The following is a 16745-nucleotide window of genomic DNA, read 5'->3' on the forward strand; positions in this document are numbered from 1 at the left end:
AACCAACTGGCAAAATCGCGGCTAAACTGTTCGGCGAGGAATTTGCAGATGTTGTCGTACATGGGGTTAATTTACCAGAAGGGTAGGGGAGAAGGATTTATACCCCACGGTGTAATTGCCTTGCCAAGGCTAAATCGAAATAGGTGGCGTCATCGGCATTTCCGGCGAGGACGGTAAAGGGGGCATCGGGTTCGCCAAGACTATCGAGAACCAGTGCGGCACCGGAAAAATCCTGGTTACGAGTGTAGTCATTGAGTGTAATAATGGTGGTTAGATCGGCGCTGCGTGCTGCCAATAAACCTTGGTGGGAATCTTCGATCGCAAGGCATTCTTCTGGCTGTAAATTCAACTTTTCTAAGACGTAGTGATAGATATCTGGTGCGGGTTTTTTCTCGGCTACCATATCCCCGGCCCCGATCGCGTCAAACCAGGAAAGACTCTCCGGCGCGATCGCTCTTTTTAACAATGCTTCTACGTTTTTCTGGGCGGAAGTCGTCGCGATCGCCAGACGCATTCCTTCCTCTCTCGCTTCCTGTAGCAACCGCCTCACCCCCTTTCTTGGCTCAATGCGATCGCCGACCAACTGCCGAAAATGTCGCGTTTTCCCAGCGTGTAACTCGGCAACAAACCCATCTAAATCCCCTGGCAAAGGAAAATTAGACTGATACTTTTCTATATAATGGCGGATGCGTTCTTTGCCTCCGGCAACTTCGAGCAATTTGCCGTAGAACTCTACCGACCAATTCCAATCTAGACCCGCATCGGCAAAAGCGCGATTAAACGCGGGACGATGAGCATCCCGTTCGGTTTCGGCAAGGGTGCCATCCACATCAAAAATCAGAGCGCGAAGTTCGGTCACGGTCGAGCCTCTTCTAATAATGAACCACAGATAACACCCATTTTCACAGATTTCTCCGTGTTAATGAGCGTTATCTGTGGTCTGAGAGCGAACTCATTTTAGCAGCAGCGCGATCTGATGACACCCTGAGTGCTTAACCAGCAACTAGCGGTCGCCAAAGCCAAAAACGGTGTTGTGCAACCACTACACGCCGTTTCCCCTAAGCACAAACCAGGCGATCGCACGGAATCGTATCCGCGAGAATCGCACCAGATACCCCCCCCGTATGCACTTCCAGCACTGCCTCGGGATCCGTGTGAAACAGCAGACGTTGACCCGGGAAGACCACCCGTTCAAAATACCAATTGGCAATATTCGCGATGCGGACAATCTGGATCTTGTTCGTGGTATTCACGTAGCAACAAAGGAGTTTGCTGGAGCAATCTGTAGCTGTTACGGGAGTTTCGAGATAAGCCATCATTCAGAGCCTCTTGTAAAAGAACGCAGCGCCTTGCTGCCCCTAATTTCAACGTCTCTTAAATATTAACCTTTTGTTACATTTTCTGGGAATCTTCTTAAGATTATGTTAAGATTCTTAATTTTTTGCTTCACAGCGCCCACTTCAGTTTTCCTCGGGGGAGGAATTGAGAATTGAGAATTGAGAATTGAGAATTGAGAATTGAGAATTGAGAATTAGCAATTGAGGTAGCTTTCCCCACTTTCATCGCCCTCTACCCTGGTGATGGGTGCCATAATTTGCCGAAGAGGTAACTTTACTGATACGCTCATGGCTATGGATCGACACCGATAATGGCAGGAGGCAAAGGCGTGATTCGGATTCGGGGAATTGTCAAAGCCGCTGAAATCACCAGAAATCGGTTGCAGGCGGGGATACCGAAAGACGAAGTAAGAGATTTTCAGGAATTTGTTGCAGGTACGATTGCTCAAATTCAGTGCATTTGTGCCGAGGAGAATATTGGACCGACGCATCTGCCCACGCCCTCGCGCAAAGCCTATCAGTTTCTCACCCAAATCGACTTGCACAACTTGCCCGTAGTGGAGGAAACGGCCCCGATTGCCCCCTGGAAGCCGATCCGGATGAAAAATATTCGCAATCAGCAACAACAGTTGTTAGGCGCGATCGCGAAACTCGCCCAAAATCCCCACCCCAGCCAATCCGAAACCCAGAATTTACTCGATCGCATAGAAGAAACCCTCACCGCGATCGAGCAAATCTGCGCCAACCAAAATGCCACCCCAGCCGCTTTGTCAAAACCTTCCCGCCACATCTACGCTTGGATGAAATTTTTAACCGATGAGAGCAATTTACAACGGCATCTGAGGGCCACTCGGCGCAGCCAACAAATGGCCGAAAAAATGTTATGGGGTCTGTGCGCCCATTCATGCGAAACCATCGCCGTCCATTTCATTCACATGGCGCATTTATATAAAGGTCGCCTCACCGATTCTGCCGCAACGCTTCATATTAACGAAGGGTTTGTGAGTGCCGAAGATGAAGTATTAAGGGCATTAGTCACCGCCGGATTGTGGGAAAAAACCCCCGAACTGAGCCAAACCATTCGGCAATACATATTGTGCGAACAATATCGAGATACCATTCTGGAATTAGATTGGATAGTGGATACCGAGGCTGAAACGGCGAAAGGCAAGTGCTACGATTTAGAAACCCTATTCGAGAAAGTCAATCGAGAATATTTTGACGGGCAAATGGAAAAACCTCGCCTAACCTGGAATCGCGCCTTTACCGCACGCAAATTTGCCCATTACGAGCGGTGGCGCGATCGCATCGTGATGAGCATTAGTTTAGACAGCGATCGCGTGCCACAATTTGTAGTAGAATTCGTTTTATATCACGAACTGCTACACAAAAAACATAGCGAAAAATGGGTAAACGGACGCTTAACCGTGCATACCCCAGAATTTCGCCGGGAAGAGCAACGCTTCAAACAGTATCGCGAAGCCGATAAATGGCTAACCCTCTTAGCGTCCCAGTAGCAAAACCCGGGCGATTGAAAGACCGCCGAGGCAAGCTTTCGCGAGCTTGACTCGGACGCATTTTTTGACATTGATGCCACCGACCACGATATCAGTCATGAGATCGCACTCCCTTGTCCCCATCGGAGATGAAACGCCAAATGTACAAACAAAGCACTGTCATGTTCTGACTTACATTCGGTGCATCTGCATCGAGATTTTCGGAAATGGGTAGTAGACCATTGCCCTCCTCGGACATGCAAGAGAAAATGTAGCGCTTGCTACATGTGACCAAAAAAGTGCAGGCGATCGCCTTCCGAGGGAACCATGCGCCTGCGGTTGCCCCACCTGACATCACAAGCGGGTTCCCGGTTTATGTAACTTTTTGTACAAAAATTGCCCCGGTTCCACCGAGTTGCTAGATAATAAGAGAATCGCGAAATGTCATATCTGCCCTAGGCCACTCCTATATCTACCGCTTATCGGAGAACGAGATGTCTGATTCCAGTAGAACCGCCAAGCAATCCCTAGACTACCGATTCTTACTGCTCGCGCACATGGTTTGTGGGGACGGTCAGCTCCATAAGAAAGAAGAGCAAATGTTAGAGGAACTTGCCGCGCAGATCCGGGTGGGAAAAGGCACCCTCGCCGAAATGGAGAAAATATTGACCCAAGACCAAGGGCAGATGAGCGTGGAACTGGTGGCTCACAGGGTGACTCGCGATTTGCAATATGAGGCGATGCAGCAAATGTTGGCGGTTGCCTGCGTCGATGGATCCTGTTCCCCGAGCGAGCGCCAGATGGCAAAGCAGGTGGCGCAAATCTGGAATTGGCCCGACGGGGAAATGAAAAAACTGCTCGAACAAGCGGAAGACATTCATCTTCTGAATCAATCCGACATCAAAGAGGGGGAAAAAGACAAATTATCGTTCGGTGCGCGCTTGCTTGCGGGAGCGGATTCTCTAATATCGCGATCGCTGGTGGATAAGCTAGGACAAATCGCTCCGGACAATGTAGGGCGCAAAGTGGAACATCTGCGACGCGAAATCCTGTTATCCGGGCCAGAGTACGAGCGGGCGATGGCTCGCTGTGCGGCGATTTCTCAAGAAGATTTCCCATTGGCCAAAAAAGCACTTCAGCAAACCACCGGGACGCTTCTAGATTTAGCAGATAATCTGCAAGGGGTTGTCCGAGAAATACAGAACAAAACTGGCAGTAACTGTCAGGGAAGCACAGAGCAAGAAGCCGCCCAACAACTGGAGCAGATCCAACAAGAATTGAGGGCTGAAATTCTTAAACAAGTCCATAGATTGCGCGCATCACTGGAAGCCAAACAACGCGCCCTCAATTATTTTACCATTGCTTTTATGGGAAAACCGCAGGTGGGAAAAACCACTCTGCAAGCCATCATTACCGGGGAAAGTTGGGATGCGATCGGGGGCAGAAAACAGCACAGCACCCCACTGAATCGCGTGTACGAGTGGAAAAATATTCGCATAATTGAAACGCCATCGGCGCGCCCGGTGGCAAACAAAAGTGATGAAGAAATTGCAAAAAGTGTGATTGAAGAAGCAGATATCATCTGTTACACCGTCACTACTGGTAGCATTAAAGAAAGCGAATTTAAGTTTTTGCGGCTGCTGAAGGAAAAAGACAAGCCGCTGATTATTTTACTCAATGTCAAATATAACCTGCGCGACTCTCGACGGCTACAGTCTTTCTTAAAGAACCCGGATAAACCGTTTTCCCAAGAATACAATAGTAGTCTGAGCAGAGATATCGAGCGCATTCGTTGCTATGCAAAAGCGCATTATGGCAACAACTCCTTTGAGATTGTGCCGGTGATGCTGCGTGCGGCTTAGATGGCTCGAGAACCGCAACACGCCAAGCAGAAAACCAAGCTTTTTCAAGCTAGCCGGATGCAAGATTGTCTCGACTCAATCCGCGAGTCATTAGTTGAGCATGGAGCGCTGCGGCGATCGCAAACCATGCTTGGTTCCACAGTGGGGGCGATCGAACCCGCTTACCAATGGGCGATCGACCAAACCACTGACTATCAACAGTTGAGCAAAACCCTAAAGCGCAAGCATCAAGAACTCCAACAACGAATTGAAAAAACCGCCCAGGAGGTTAAGGAATCTTTACGGGTAAAGATTGAGGCAATTTTTCAAGACGCCGTGAATGCCATTCCTTCTTTTGCCAAAGAAAATTGGAACTCTAATGAAGTTGCTATGAAGCGGGGATGGGAGCAAAAACTCAACCGCATCCGATTCGAGTCCCGACTGAAAACCGCCTACAAAGAAGCCGGAGGGCAATTTAATAAAGAAGTTAGCGAAGCGCTCGAAGCGGTGCGTAATGAATTGGAATTAGTCCCCCAATCAAACAGCACGAGTTTTCGCATTATTCAGCAAATGGGTGAACAGTTTATCGGCCAAAAATTCTTGAAAATGTCAGATACTATAGTGGCCATATCCGATACAATCGGCCTAGGGGTTGCTTCTACCGTAGGGGGTGTATTAACTGCTGCGGGTGTGACAATGGGTGTGATTCCACAGATTTGTCAATCCAAAGAGGAAAAGTGTAAGGCGGTACAAAAAATTATAGAGTCTTTTTCAGAAAACCTAGGATTTGAAAAACAAAAAACATTGAAAAAAACAGACAAGTATTTTAGTGAATCATTTGCTGATGTTGCTAAAAAAATTAGCCTTTACTTTGTACAATCACAAGAGGGAATAGAAGGTTTTGCGCGCTGTTTAGAATCATCGAAAAGCCAGTTGTACTGCTTTAAAACCAACCTCAATAAGGCGTATGCTAAACGAATTATTGATTTTTGCTTGGAGAAATACGAGCCGCTTGCCGATGCAGCCATCCAACAAACCATTGCGAAAGTCGAACGCAATTTGGGACAGCACATCAATATTTTTATCCGACCGGGAGTGAAATTGAACAAGCTCCCCCCAACCTAAAACTTGTTTTACAAGAAGAGATTAAAATTACCCAATGACTTTTAAAAAAATGGAGCAAAAGCCGATGACAAAAAACCTCTATCATTTCCGGGTATGTAGGTGGCAAATCACTTCATAACCTTCGGAACAATTTGACAAAAAAACGCGAAGTCGGTTGATATCGAGAAAGCTACGGCAACGGCGGAGGCGTAAAACGATTCTTGCCAGTGCCAGTGCGGATAAAACCATCGCGCTTTGGAACTGGAAAACCCAACAATAACCTCGTACCCTAATCAGTCATTCCGGCGTGATTCGTTCCCTGGCATTTAATCCCGAGGGGAGAATTTGGGTCAGTTGTGCTGAAGATAACGCGATTAAATTATGGAACCCGAAAATGGGCAAAGAACTTCGCAGGATTGTCGGACATTTCGGATGGGTTCTTTCCGTCGCGATCGCCTCTAATTATCGCATGTTAGCTAGTGGAAGTGCCGATGCGAAAATTAAACTGTGGGACTTGAAAACTCAGAGGTTAATTCGCACCCTTGCCGGACATTTAAGAACCGTAACCTGTATTGCATTTAGTCCCGATGGGAAACAGCTTGCCAGTAGCAGTGAGGACACCACAATTCGCCTGTGGAACGTTGCCACCGGGGAACAATTGCATGCAAATTTTGCAAGACAATTCCATTGATTTTTATTGTGCGATCGCCTTTAGTCCCGACGGAAACACCTTAGCCTCTGGCACTTGCCATCGCGAGGTGAAACTTTGGCATCCGATTGAAAGCAAACTGCTTTGTACTTTATCCGGGCATGAATCCTGGGTGCGTTCCGTTACCTTCAGTCCCGATGCCAAGGCGCTTGCCAGTGCCGGTTTTGATAATACCATTAAAATTTGGCGATCGACCGGGTGAAATTGGTCTCCCCGACTCCGGGCGGTGCAAATTATTGATGCGATCGCAATTTTTGAGAAAGACGGTAGTGGATGCTGGCGCGGTTTAACCAACGGTCATTAAACCTGCCGATTCCACGCCGCAGCACTATCGAAAAAAATTTTTACGATTTCGCCAATGTCTAACTCATTTCCCGTGATTGAAGTTCCAGCAGATGCCACTCAAGCCCCCGAACAACTGGGCACTAAATTTAAGTTTTGGTTTGAAGACCCAGAGTGGGGAACCTGTCTCTATAAACAGTCTCGTCCCAATACTGGAGAAGATTGGGCAGAAAAAATTGCAGCTCAATTGTGTGAAATTATCGGATTGCCTTATGCTAGAATTGAGTTAGCAACCTGGAGAGGTAATCGCGGCACGGTTTCTCCTTCGTTTCTCCCCAAAGATGGAATGCTCATTTTGGGCAATGAGATTCTAGCAGGGATGATGACGGGCTATCCCCAGTTCCAATATGCACAAGTATCGCAACATACGATTGATGTGGTACTAAGGGCGATTAGTCTTACAATGGTGAATATTCCCCCAGATTGGATACCACCAGCAGGTATCGATAAAGCAGTGGAGACATTTGTGGGATATTTGCTATTAGATGCTTGGATCGGGAATAGCGATCGCCACCACGAAAATTGGGGATTTATCAGTCAACCGAGAGACCCCTCAATCAAATATCTTGCTCCCACCTACGACCACGCCTCCAGTCTGGGTCGCGAATTGCTTGACTTAAAACGTCAGGACAGACTAACGAAGCGCTCTGTTTCTGCCTATGTAGAAAAATGCAGATCTGCACTGTATGCTCATCCAGGGGATAGAAAAGCCATGAAAACCTTTGAGGCTTTTCGTGAAGCGGCGCAAACCTATCCAAACGCCGCTTTAGTGTGGCTCGATCGCCTCTCGATGGTGTCAAGTCGCGATACCCTAATGTGGTTCCACCGAATTCCACAGAATAGAATCTCAAGCATAGGGATTGAGTTCGCTCAGCAAATCCTAGAAATCAACCAAAGGAGGCTCCTTGCACTGAAGGAGGATTTATGTTGAAAAAACTATTTGTTGCTTGGCAAGATCCAGTGAGTCGCGCGTGGTTTGCGATCGCGCAATTAACCTACTCAGACAATCGCTACCAATTTACTTATATTCGCGGGGTAAAAGAAGCCTGCAACCGAGCCAATTTTCCGGGATTGTGGTCTTTTCCTAACTTAGAAAAAGTCTACGAATCACCCGAATTGTTTCCCTTTTTCAGCAATCGGGTTTTAAGGCGATCGCGTCCGGATTATCCGGATTATATTCGGTGGTTAAATCTTCCCGAAGGCTCAGACCATCCGATGGCAATGCTTTCTCGCAGTGGCGGCACCAAGCTAACCGATAATTTTGCCCTGTTTCCCTATCCAGAAGCCGACGATCGCGGACGCTACCACCTCTACTTTTGCGCGCATGGGTTACGCTATATGCCCTCAGCAACCAACCATCGCATCTTGCAGCTTCAAGTGGGAGAGCGCTTGCTGATGATGCACGACGCCCACAATGAATACGATCGCCTCGCCTTGATGTTGCGGACAGAGGATTTCCACCTTGTAGGATATTGTCCCAGATATCTCTTAGATGAGATCTTTAACCTGCTGCGCCAAACTCCCCAAGCGGTGACAGTCACCGTAGAGCGCGTAAATCCGCCACCCGCCCCCCTGCAAATGCGGTTGCTCTGTCACTTGACAGTGGATTGGAACGAGTTTGAGCCGTTTTCCAGCCCGATGTATCAACCTTTGCCAGAAGCGATCGCCCCTCAACTGACATAATATCCTATCCGGGCGCGCCGATTGAAATGCTTCTCCCAGCACAACCAGAAGCGATCGCCCCTCCCTCACGGGTAGGGTGGGCAACTTGTTGCCCACCTGACAGGTAGTGCTTTTTCCGACCTCACTTGCCACAAATGCGGGATTTGAATCGTCCGCATTTGTGGTAATCCACCGCGTCTAATCCCCTTCCCAATTATCAATAACGCTGGGTCGGGTAGCGGGAGTGGGGAAAATTTCCGCGAAACCCGCCTCCCGTTCTTCCGGAGTTTCATCGGCCCATTTCCACATACTTTCGTAGAAAAAGAAAGACACGCCAGCAAATCCCATATTGCGAACCAAATCCACTTTTTCGCGAATCATATCTAACGGCATGGGACGACCCTTTAACCCGGTTAAAATGCCCACGCCTACCGGGATATTTTCCCGCGCTGCTTGCACTTCCGGTTGCTGCAATTCGTCGATAAACCGATCCATATCGTCGCGATAGACTTGGAGGACGATTTCTTCTACCAAACCGCGTCGTTCCCAGGTTTCCCAGTCGGCGAGAAATTCTTCGTAAGAAAACTTTTGCGGATTGGGGGATAAGGCGACGATCGCCTCTGAGTTGCGGTCTTTAATAGCGCGAAACAAGCGAGCTTTGAATTCGGTAATTTTATTAGCTCGCCAGCGCAGCCATTCCGGGTCTTTCGGGTCATTAGGTGGCGGGTTGCCGTTGTGTTCTTGTTTGTACAATTCTACGGTATAATCATCGTAGCCGTATTCGGAAGGTAAGCCTAAATGGTCGTCGAATTGAATGCCATCGATATCGTAGTTGGTGACAATTTCGAGGACTAAATCGAGGATAAATTGCTGCACTTCGGGGTGAAAGGGATTGAGCCAGACGCGGGGATGGATACCTTCCATTTTCACTTGGGTGCCGTCGCGGCGGTTGGTAATCCAGTGAGGGTGACGTTTGGCGAGGGGGGAATCTGCCGGTGCCATGAAGCCAAATTCAAACCAGGGAATGACGCGCAATCCCCGATCGCGGGCTTGTTCGATCGCCTCTTGCAGCATATCGCGCGATCGCGTGCCGTAATCCGGGTCGAGGTCTTCGTCGATGGGGGTGACGAGTCGCACCGATCGCCCGGTGGCGCGTTCTGCCACTTCGCTCGGATATAGGGTATATCCCCAGTTCCACACGGTGGGATACACGGTGTTAAAATTCAACTCGGCTAACCGTTCCATCGCCCGAGAGAGATTGCGGCGAGTGAATAGCACATCGCTGTCGATATTGGTCAACCACACGCCGCGAATTTCCGAAGTGGGGATGGGAATCGGAGCGCGAGCGATATACTCGGAAGAGAGGGGAGACTGGTAGCCCATCAGCGCTTGACAGAGGAAGGCGGCGATTTCGGCGCGGGTGGCGAAGCGATCGCCGTTTAGTTGGCGCGGGTTGGGGTAATTCACCGCCAGACGGCGTTGCGTGGCGGCGGCGACCCCCAAGCGGGCATAACCGGGAATTTGCTCGGCATCGTCAAATACTTCCGTTAAAATGCTCTCGCTATTCCCCCTGGGCGAATACTGCAATCCACTGGCTAAACCCACCAATGCTTGCACCCGGGTAATTTTTTGCCTCGGATTAAACCGCCCTCCGGGATATCCGGAGAGAAAGCCGGTGCGATAGGCGGCGCGAATCGCAGGGTGTGCCCAATCCCTGGCGGGGACATCGACAAATTCCCGCGCCTCGCGCACCGGGGTGATATCGGCAAATGCAGTATCGATCGCGGTGGCAAATTCGGCCCTCGTCACCGGCAAGTTGGGACGAAAGGTGCCATCGGGATAGCCGTTAAAAATTCCCCGGGTTTTCAATTCCTGGATGCAAGTTTGCGCCCAATGTCCTCGCACATCGCTAAAAGAACCTTGGGCGCGGGCGCTTAAGCTAACACAATGGGTCAGGGTGAAGGCGATCGCCACCACCCGAGCCATTTTCCACGGACTTACGTCAAACCTATCTAAAACCATTCGTTTTCTCATGCCAACATTCCAGACAATGCGCCGATTTGGGATTGAGACCCTCGGCAAAAAACAGATTTTTCATTCCTCTATTAACCCCTTGCCAATTATGATAGAATAACCTGCAAACTTTTCCCCAAACTGATGATAACAAATTGGCGGGTAGCCCCATACCCTGGTTAGGTCGCGCCCCTGCCCCCGGAGGATTCCAGAGGCAAAGAAAACCGAGACATTGGACGGGGTTTTGTTCAAAATGAGGGTTGGCATTTGCACGCCAAAGAGGTTTGACTCTACAATACAACTGAAAAGCCATACCATCCGCCAAATATTGCCCACCTTAACCCCGGTTAGCCGATTATGAATTTCCCAACTCCCGTCATTTCTCTAGAACAAATTATCGCCCAAACCAGCAGACTCTCGCTGATTATAAGCCGATCGCGAAATTTAGCGGAAATTCTGCATCTAGCGGTAACAGAAATCCGCCAACTCCTGCAAACAGACCGAGTGCTGATTTATCGCTGCATGGGCGATGGGAGGAGGAGTGTGGTGGTAGAGTCGGTTGCCCCTTACCGGGAGTCTCTGCGGGGAAAAACCCTGCATTGTCGCGGTTGCGAGACAAAAATCCTCGAGGGTGATTTTCGCGTTAGGGCGATCGCGGATATCCACAGTCCCACTGTCGATCCCCATGACCGAGAATTTCTCGCCCCGTTCCCGGTTCGCGCCCATCTCTGGGTGCCTTTATTAATCCCAGAAAATTCCTCCCCTGGCAATTCTTATTTTCCCGTTTCCCCCCGCCATCTTTGGGGATTTTTGATGGTGCATCAAGTGGAAGAACCGCGAAGCTGGGATAATTCACAGAAGGTATTGTTACAGCAGATTGCCTTACAGTTAGGAATAGCCATTCAACAGGCGCAATTGTGGGAACAATGGGAGAAAACCCAGGGGGAAGAAAACGTCACCGTAGCCCCCTTAGAACCGAGGGGAGAAATTTTAGAAAATCCGTTCCTACTCCCAACTTGCGAAGCGGGAAATGCAATGAGGGATTGTGCGGAGGTAAAACTTCCGACAAAAGCGCGAGAAAACCTCAACGAAGCGTTAGAACAGCGAGTGGCGGCGCGAACTGCTCAACTGCAAGATTATAACCATCGACTGCAGCAAGAAATCGCCCAACGCAAAGCGGTGGAAAAAGCCTTGCGAAAGAATCAACAATTGCTGCGGGCAGTGTTAGACAATTCCAGTGCGGTGGTGATTTACATAAAAGATTATCGAGGGCGTTACTTGCTGATTAATCGGCATTACGAAACGTTATTTGGGATTAACGAAAGCGATATCATCGGCAAAACCGATCGCGATATTTTTCCCGAAGAAATTGCGGAAATTTTGTGGCAAAATGACCGCAAAGTGCTGGAGTGGGTAAAAACGTTACAGTTTGAAGAAGAAGTCCCGCAAGTAGACGGATTACATACCTATATTTCGATAAAATCTCCTCTAGGCGACGAAAGCGATCGACCCTATGCGATTTGCGGCATTTCCACAGATATTACCGAACGCAAAACCCTAGAAAAAGAACTGACAGCGCGAGAAAAAATCCTCACTGCATTCTTTCATGCTGCGTCCACGGTTAATGTGGGTCTGTGCATCCACGATCGTCGTCTTCGCTACTTGCAAATCAATTCAAATTTAGCCGAAATTAATGGGTTAAGCGTAGAAGCGCATCTGGGAAAAACTATCGAAGAAGCAATACCGAAGCTCGCCCCTTGCATCTTACCGATGCTGCAAGCGGTACTGGATAGTGGTCAACCGATTTTAAATACAGAAGTCACCGGGGAAGTACCGAGTCAACCGGGTATTCAACGGGATTGGTTGGTGTCTTATTTTCCCATTTTTGGGGAGAATCAGAAGGTCACTGCTGTGGGGGTTATCGTCACAGAAATCACCGAACGCAAGGAAGCGGAACGGCAACTCAAGCAACTGAATGCCGACTTGGCGCGATCGAATCAAGAACTGGAGCAATTTGCCTATATTGCCTCCCACGACTTGCGAGAACCCCTGCGAAAAATTAATAGTTTCACTGAATTACTTGCGGAACGCTATCGGGGGAAACTGGATGGGAAAGCGGACAAATACATCGGCTATATTACCGATGGGGTGGACAGAATGCAACAACTGATTCAAGATTTGCTAACATATTCGCGGGTGGGTCGCCATGAATTAGTGTTAGAAATGACTGATTTGGGAGAGTTACTCGATCGCACCCTGATGGATTTAAGCGAGGCGATCGCTGCTGAAAATGCGGCGATCGTTGTCGAAAAGTTGCCCAGGGTGGCGGTGAATCCGGTGCAAATCCGGCAACTCTTTCAAAACTTAATTGCCAATGGGATTAAATTTCGTCGCCGCGAATCGCCTCGGATTGAAATTAACGCTAAACTTGAGGGAGAAGTTTGGATCGTTTCGGTTTGCGATAATGGGATTGGCATCGAAGCGCAATATGCAGAGCGCATTTTCGCCATCTTTCAGCGCCTCCATACTCGGGAAGAATATCCCGGGACGGGAATTGGTCTAGCGGTGTGCAAAAAAATTGTGGAACGCCACGGAGGACGAATTTGGATGAAGTCTACGCCGGGAGAAGGGACGACGTTTTATTTTACCCTTCCCGATCGCTTCGGGTAATTTGTCACCATAAAAAAAAATTATGAGGAACGACCGCACAAATCCGCCAAATATCCGGGAATATGCTACCTTCAAACGGTGGGATTTGGATTGCAGTGGTGCTAGGGGGTTGCAAAGGGGGAAGATTCCTGCAAACAAACAAGTGGACTCCGGGGTATGAACAGTCAAAACGTGGAAATTTTGTTAGTTGAGGACGATTTAGGCGATATTGACCTGATTGAGGAAAGCTTCGTGGAATCCCAATTGCAGGTGAATATAAATGTGGTGCGAGATGGGGTGGAAGCGATCGCCTACCTGAATCAAGAACCGAAGTATGCCAATGCCATCCGTCCGGACTTGATTTTACTGGATCTTAACCTGCCGCGCAAAAACGGTCAAGAGGTGCTAGCCGATCTTAAAACCGATCCGAATCTCAAATCCATTCCGGTGGTGATTATGAGCAATTCAGATGCGGAAGAAGATATTGCAAGGTCTTATGATTTGGGAGCGAATTGTTATGTGAAAAAACCCATTAGATTAAAAGATTTCATCACAATTGTTCGCTCGATAGAAAGTTTTTGGTTTACCATAGTCAAATTACCACCACGCATATGATAAACGGCGATAGACTGAAGATTTTATTGGTAGAAGATGATTTAGGAGATGCAGATTTCCTGTGCGAGTTATTGGAGGTGGTAGAGGAACTCCAGTGCGAGGTGACTCGCGTTCAGCGCTTGCAAGGGGCGATCGCGCAGTTGTCCGAGGAAACCTTCGATGTGGTGCTGCTGGACTTGTCCCTTCCAGATAGTTACGGTTTGCAAACTCTTTCGCAACTTTACCCGCGATCGCCCCAAACCCCAATTGTAATTCTCAGTGGCTTAGAAGACCAAACCGTTGCCATTCAAGCGGTACAAAACGGGGCGCAAGATTATTTAGTCAAAGGGCAATTTGATGGCAATTTATTAGGGCGTTCGATTCGCTATGCAATCGAGCGCGAAAAAATTTTACACCTGCTCGAAAAGAAAGAAGACGAGTTAGAACAAGCCAATCAAGCCCTAGAAAATCGGGTAAAACAGCGCACCAAAGCCCTGGAAGAAGCTAACGACAAACTGCGAATCGTGGAAGCTCAACTGCGGGAATCCCTGGCGCAAGAGAAAGAACTCAGCGAGCTAAAATCGCGCATTATTACCACGATTTCCCACGAATATCGCACCCCCCTGACTACCATTGCCTCCTCTACAGAATTGTTGCAAATTTATTCGCATAAATGGGACAATTCCAAGCAAGAGCGGCATTTTCAAAACATTTTAAGAGCGGTGGAACGCATGACGGAGTTAGTAGAGGAAGTGCTGTTTGTCAATCAAGCACAATTGGAGAACCTCGAAATCCAGCGATCGCCGATTCAAGTGCGGGAATTTTTCCAGGAAATCCTAGAAGAACAGCAAGTCACCGTCGGCGATAAATACAGCCTCAACTTGACCGCCGAAGGGGAGTATAGTGAAGGGTGGCTCGATGGCAACCTGCTGCGACAAATTGCGGTCAATTTGCTGTCAAATGCAATAAAATATTCTCCTGAAGGAGGAAGAATAGAATGGCGCCTAAACTGCGATCGAGATTGTTTGAGATTCCAGGTTAAAGATGAAGGAATCGGCATTCCAGAATCCGACAAACCCTACTTATTTGAATCTTTCAGACGGGCCAACAATGTGGGAAATATTCCCGGAACCGGACTGGGATTGTCCATTGTCAAAAAATGCGTAGAGCTGCACAACGGCGAGATTTTCCTTCGCAGTACCCAAGGGAAAGGAACTACCGTTACCGTAATTTTGCCCACCGTCAATCCGGAGAAAACCGCCGCAGAAGGGTGAAAAAAACGCCACTCAACCTAGCAAGGATTTTTTCATTTTAATGTGGGCAATTCCCGCTTCGTAAAAGCGATCGCTTACTACTTCAAACCCTAACTGTTCGTGCAAGCGCTTCACGTATTCTTGCGCGTGAATCACGGCTTCGGTTTTTCCCTTTTTCGCCGCCACTTCCAGGGCTTTTTCCATCAATTTTTTGCCGATTCCGCGATGTCTCGCTTCGAGCAATACCGCCAGTCGTTCGATTTTAGCCACCGTATCCTCTAGATAGCGAATGCGCGCCGTTCCCACAGGGGTTTGGTTTAAATAGGCTAAAACATGGTCTGCAGACTCATCCAACCCATCAAATTCAATTTTCGGATCGATGCCTTGTTCCACTTGAAAAACCGCGCGTCTGATGAGTTCGATGGCGCGGCGTTCTTCTGGGGTGGTAACGCGGGTGACAACAATCTCGTTCATGTGGGATGTGCCTTGAAATCTAAACCTTTGGCAAAAAATAGCTTGACAAAAAATAGAAGGTGCGCTATCCTATCGCTAACGCACCGGGTTTCTGGGTTGGCGCTTGTAGTGCCCCCCAAAGAAAGTTGTTTTTAAGGTTATAATAGGCCGTCGAGTTCTAATTCTTCGATCGCCTGCAACCCGCGCGGATCTCCCACCCGCAACAGGGAAGATTTGGCATCTTCGCGCACTCCCATATCTTCATCTTCTTCCAAGGCTTCGATTAAAGAATCGATCGCACCGGCATAGACCACATTTGACGGGAGTTCGCGACATAATTGCCCAATCGCCCAAGCGCAATTACTTCGCACGGCTGCTACCGGGTCTTGTCGCAAGCCAACAATCAGCGGCGCGACAGCAGCGATGACTACATCATATCCTACTGAGGCGAGCTGACCGAGAGAACTGCCGGCCCACAGGCGCACCGCGGGAATGTCAGTTTTCAGGGCATCCACTAGGGGAGCTAACGCACGGCGATCGCGGCAATTTCCTAACGCCCAGACTACTCCTTTGCGGACGTAACCATTCCAATCGCAGTTGAGGACTTCAATCAAAGGTTCGACCACATCCGGACTGGTATTGCGTCCGAGAGCATAAGCCGCACTCACCCGCACCAAGGGACAAGGGTCTTTTAACATCAAAATCAGGTGCTTGATGGCGCGATCGTCCTGGACTTCGCAAAATGCCCGTGCGGCTATCATCCGCTGTTGGGGTACGGGAGACTCCAACAACGGCAGCATTTCCTCTGGATCCGGCTTGGAGGGTTCTGATTCCTCCCAACGATCTAGAGGGCTTTCTAGTTCGGCGTCGGTATTGAGTTCGCTCAGGTCGTTATCGTACATACTGCCACTTTACCATAAATCCCATTCATTGATACCCTGCACCGTTTGGGGATCCGAATCAACCGCATGGTTTGGCCAAGTACCGTCTGTCTCCGAAGTCCCCTTCACCGCGAAAAGTCTGGCGGGTTTATCCCTTGGTTGCGGTTCCCCCTCGGGTGAAATTGTCTATAGCAGTTCTCATATGGGTGAGGTAACGAATTTTTTACCTCGGAGGTGCATTTCAAGGTTGGGACTATTCGGCTGCGGATCTCATCAAGCAACAGACCTGCTATATTTCACCACCACCACGCGATCGGTGGAAAAAAAACATACCGATTAGCGCAATGGTTATTTATCCCTAGTCCAATTCCAGCTATGGAAAAAAAACATACCGATTAGCGCAATGGTTAT

The 16745-nt window shown here is 48.8% G+C and carries 14 protein-coding genes and 1 pseudogene; 10 read left to right on the forward strand and 5 right to left on the reverse strand.

The genetic code is table 11. The features are described 5' to 3' along the window. Window positions 1–97: 97 nt before the first annotated feature. The gene (locus tag AC0QH1_RS09075) at window positions 98–859 is read right to left on the reverse strand and encodes an HAD family hydrolase (protein ID WP_324630749.1); all 762 of its coding nucleotides are present in this window, start codon (window positions 857–859) and stop codon (window positions 98–100) included. Between the two features lie 211 nt (window positions 860–1070). Beyond that, window positions 1071–1316: pseudogene (locus AC0QH1_RS09080) on the reverse strand (DUF1830 domain-containing protein); the annotation flags it as partial. 332 nt (window positions 1317–1648) lie between these two features. Between AC0QH1_RS09080 and AC0QH1_RS09085 the strand changes: the two are divergent. The 7 genes from AC0QH1_RS09085 to AC0QH1_RS09115 all read left to right on the forward strand — a co-directional run bounded on the left by AC0QH1_RS09085 (window position 1649) and on the right by AC0QH1_RS09115 (window position 8512). Next, window positions 1649–2854 (forward strand): M48 family peptidase, encoded by a 1206-nt coding sequence (locus tag AC0QH1_RS09085; RefSeq protein WP_324630750.1) that lies wholly within the window; start codon window positions 1649–1651, stop codon window positions 2852–2854. 473 nt (window positions 2855–3327) lie between these two features. Next, window positions 3328–4695, forward strand: a complete 1368-nt coding sequence (locus AC0QH1_RS09090) for a GTPase (RefSeq protein WP_324630751.1) — start codon at window positions 3328–3330, stop codon at window positions 4693–4695. After that, window positions 4696–5799, forward strand: coding sequence for a hypothetical protein (locus AC0QH1_RS09095; protein WP_324630752.1), 1104 nt, complete (start codon window positions 4696–4698; stop codon window positions 5797–5799). It begins immediately after the preceding gene. Window positions 5800–6070: 271 nt separating this feature from the next. Continuing rightward, window positions 6071–6469: a WD40 repeat domain-containing protein gene (locus tag AC0QH1_RS09100; RefSeq protein WP_324630763.1), complete on the forward strand. Its 399-nt coding sequence runs from the start codon at window positions 6071–6073 to the stop codon at window positions 6467–6469. Further along, complete coding sequence (locus AC0QH1_RS09105; protein ID WP_324630753.1) at window positions 6441–6689, forward strand: WD40 repeat domain-containing protein; 249 nt, start codon at window positions 6441–6443, stop codon at window positions 6687–6689. Before AC0QH1_RS09100 ends, AC0QH1_RS09105 begins: the two co-directional genes overlap by 29 nt. Before the next feature lie 156 nt (window positions 6690–6845). Further along, complete coding sequence (locus AC0QH1_RS09110; protein ID WP_324630754.1) at window positions 6846–7760, forward strand: HipA domain-containing protein; 915 nt, start codon at window positions 6846–6848, stop codon at window positions 7758–7760. Further along, a complete protein-coding gene (locus AC0QH1_RS09115) occupies window positions 7754–8512 on the forward strand; it encodes an HIRAN domain-containing protein (RefSeq protein ID WP_324630755.1) in 759 nt (252 codons plus the stop codon). Before AC0QH1_RS09110 ends, AC0QH1_RS09115 begins: the two co-directional genes overlap by 7 nt. 177 nt (window positions 8513–8689) lie before the next feature. On the opposite strand, the gene AC0QH1_RS09120 is transcribed toward AC0QH1_RS09115, so the two are convergent. Continuing rightward, window positions 8690–10513, reverse strand: a complete 1824-nt coding sequence (locus tag AC0QH1_RS09120; RefSeq protein WP_324630756.1) for a glycoside hydrolase family 10-like protein — start codon at window positions 10511–10513, stop codon at window positions 8690–8692. A gap of 348 nt (window positions 10514–10861) precedes the next feature. Between AC0QH1_RS09120 and AC0QH1_RS09125 the strand changes: the two genes are divergently transcribed. The 3 genes from AC0QH1_RS09125 (at window position 10862) to AC0QH1_RS09135 (ending at window position 15021) form a co-directional block, all read left to right on the forward strand. Further along, window positions 10862–13174: a PAS domain-containing protein gene (locus AC0QH1_RS09125; RefSeq protein WP_324630757.1), complete on the forward strand. Its 2313-nt coding sequence runs from the start codon at window positions 10862–10864 to the stop codon at window positions 13172–13174. 156 nt (window positions 13175–13330) lie between these two features. Next, on the forward strand, window positions 13331–13768 hold the full coding sequence (locus AC0QH1_RS09130; protein WP_324630759.1) for a response regulator: 438 nt from the start codon (window positions 13331–13333) through the stop codon (window positions 13766–13768). Continuing rightward, window positions 13765–15021, forward strand: coding sequence for a hybrid sensor histidine kinase/response regulator (locus AC0QH1_RS09135; protein WP_324630760.1), 1257 nt, complete (start codon window positions 13765–13767; stop codon window positions 15019–15021). Before AC0QH1_RS09130 ends, AC0QH1_RS09135 begins: the two co-directional genes overlap by 4 nt. Before the next feature lie 12 nt (window positions 15022–15033). Here the strand turns inward: AC0QH1_RS09135 and AC0QH1_RS09140 are convergent, their stop codons facing one another. Further along, window positions 15034–15474 carry a GNAT family N-acetyltransferase gene (locus AC0QH1_RS09140; RefSeq protein WP_324630761.1) on the reverse strand — a complete coding sequence of 147 codons (441 nt, stop codon included), beginning with the start codon at window positions 15472–15474 and terminating at the stop codon, window positions 15034–15036. A gap of 137 nt (window positions 15475–15611) precedes the next feature. Beyond that, window positions 15612–16355 carry a HEAT repeat domain-containing protein gene (locus AC0QH1_RS09145; RefSeq protein ID WP_324630762.1) on the reverse strand — a complete coding sequence of 248 codons (744 nt, stop codon included), beginning with the start codon at window positions 16353–16355 and terminating at the stop codon, window positions 15612–15614. Window positions 16356–16745: the final 390 nt, after the last annotated feature.

It is taken from the genome of Phormidium sp. CCY1219 (assembly GCF_055795085.1).

What these genes read in the sequence shown, in the direction of transcription:
- AC0QH1_RS09125 (WP_324630757.1), top strand. Translation starts at nt 10,862, where the DNA reads ATGAATTTCCCAACTCCCGTCATTTCTCTAGAACAAATTATCGCCCAA.
- AC0QH1_RS09145 (WP_324630762.1), bottom strand. Translation starts at nt 16,355, where the DNA reads ATGTACGATAACGACCTGAGCGAACTCAATACCGACGCCGAACTAGAA.
- AC0QH1_RS09095 (WP_324630752.1), top strand. Translation starts at nt 4,696, where the DNA reads ATGGCTCGAGAACCGCAACACGCCAAGCAGAAAACCAAGCTTTTTCAA.
- AC0QH1_RS09140 (WP_324630761.1), bottom strand. Translation starts at nt 15,474, where the DNA reads ATGAACGAGATTGTTGTCACCCGCGTTACCACCCCAGAAGAACGCCGC.
- AC0QH1_RS09090 (WP_324630751.1), top strand. Translation starts at nt 3,328, where the DNA reads ATGTCTGATTCCAGTAGAACCGCCAAGCAATCCCTAGACTACCGATTC.
- AC0QH1_RS09105 (WP_324630753.1), top strand. Translation starts at nt 6,441, where the DNA reads ATGCAAATTTTGCAAGACAATTCCATTGATTTTTATTGTGCGATCGCC.
- AC0QH1_RS09110 (WP_324630754.1), top strand. Translation starts at nt 6,846, where the DNA reads ATGTCTAACTCATTTCCCGTGATTGAAGTTCCAGCAGATGCCACTCAA.
- AC0QH1_RS09115 (WP_324630755.1), top strand. Translation starts at nt 7,754, where the DNA reads ATGTTGAAAAAACTATTTGTTGCTTGGCAAGATCCAGTGAGTCGCGCG.
- AC0QH1_RS09130 (WP_324630759.1), top strand. Translation starts at nt 13,331, where the DNA reads ATGAACAGTCAAAACGTGGAAATTTTGTTAGTTGAGGACGATTTAGGC.
- AC0QH1_RS09135 (WP_324630760.1), top strand. Translation starts at nt 13,765, where the DNA reads ATGATAAACGGCGATAGACTGAAGATTTTATTGGTAGAAGATGATTTA.
- AC0QH1_RS09085 (WP_324630750.1), top strand. Translation starts at nt 1,649, where the DNA reads ATGGCAGGAGGCAAAGGCGTGATTCGGATTCGGGGAATTGTCAAAGCC.
- AC0QH1_RS09120 (WP_324630756.1), bottom strand. Translation starts at nt 10,513, where the DNA reads ATGGTTTTAGATAGGTTTGACGTAAGTCCGTGGAAAATGGCTCGGGTG.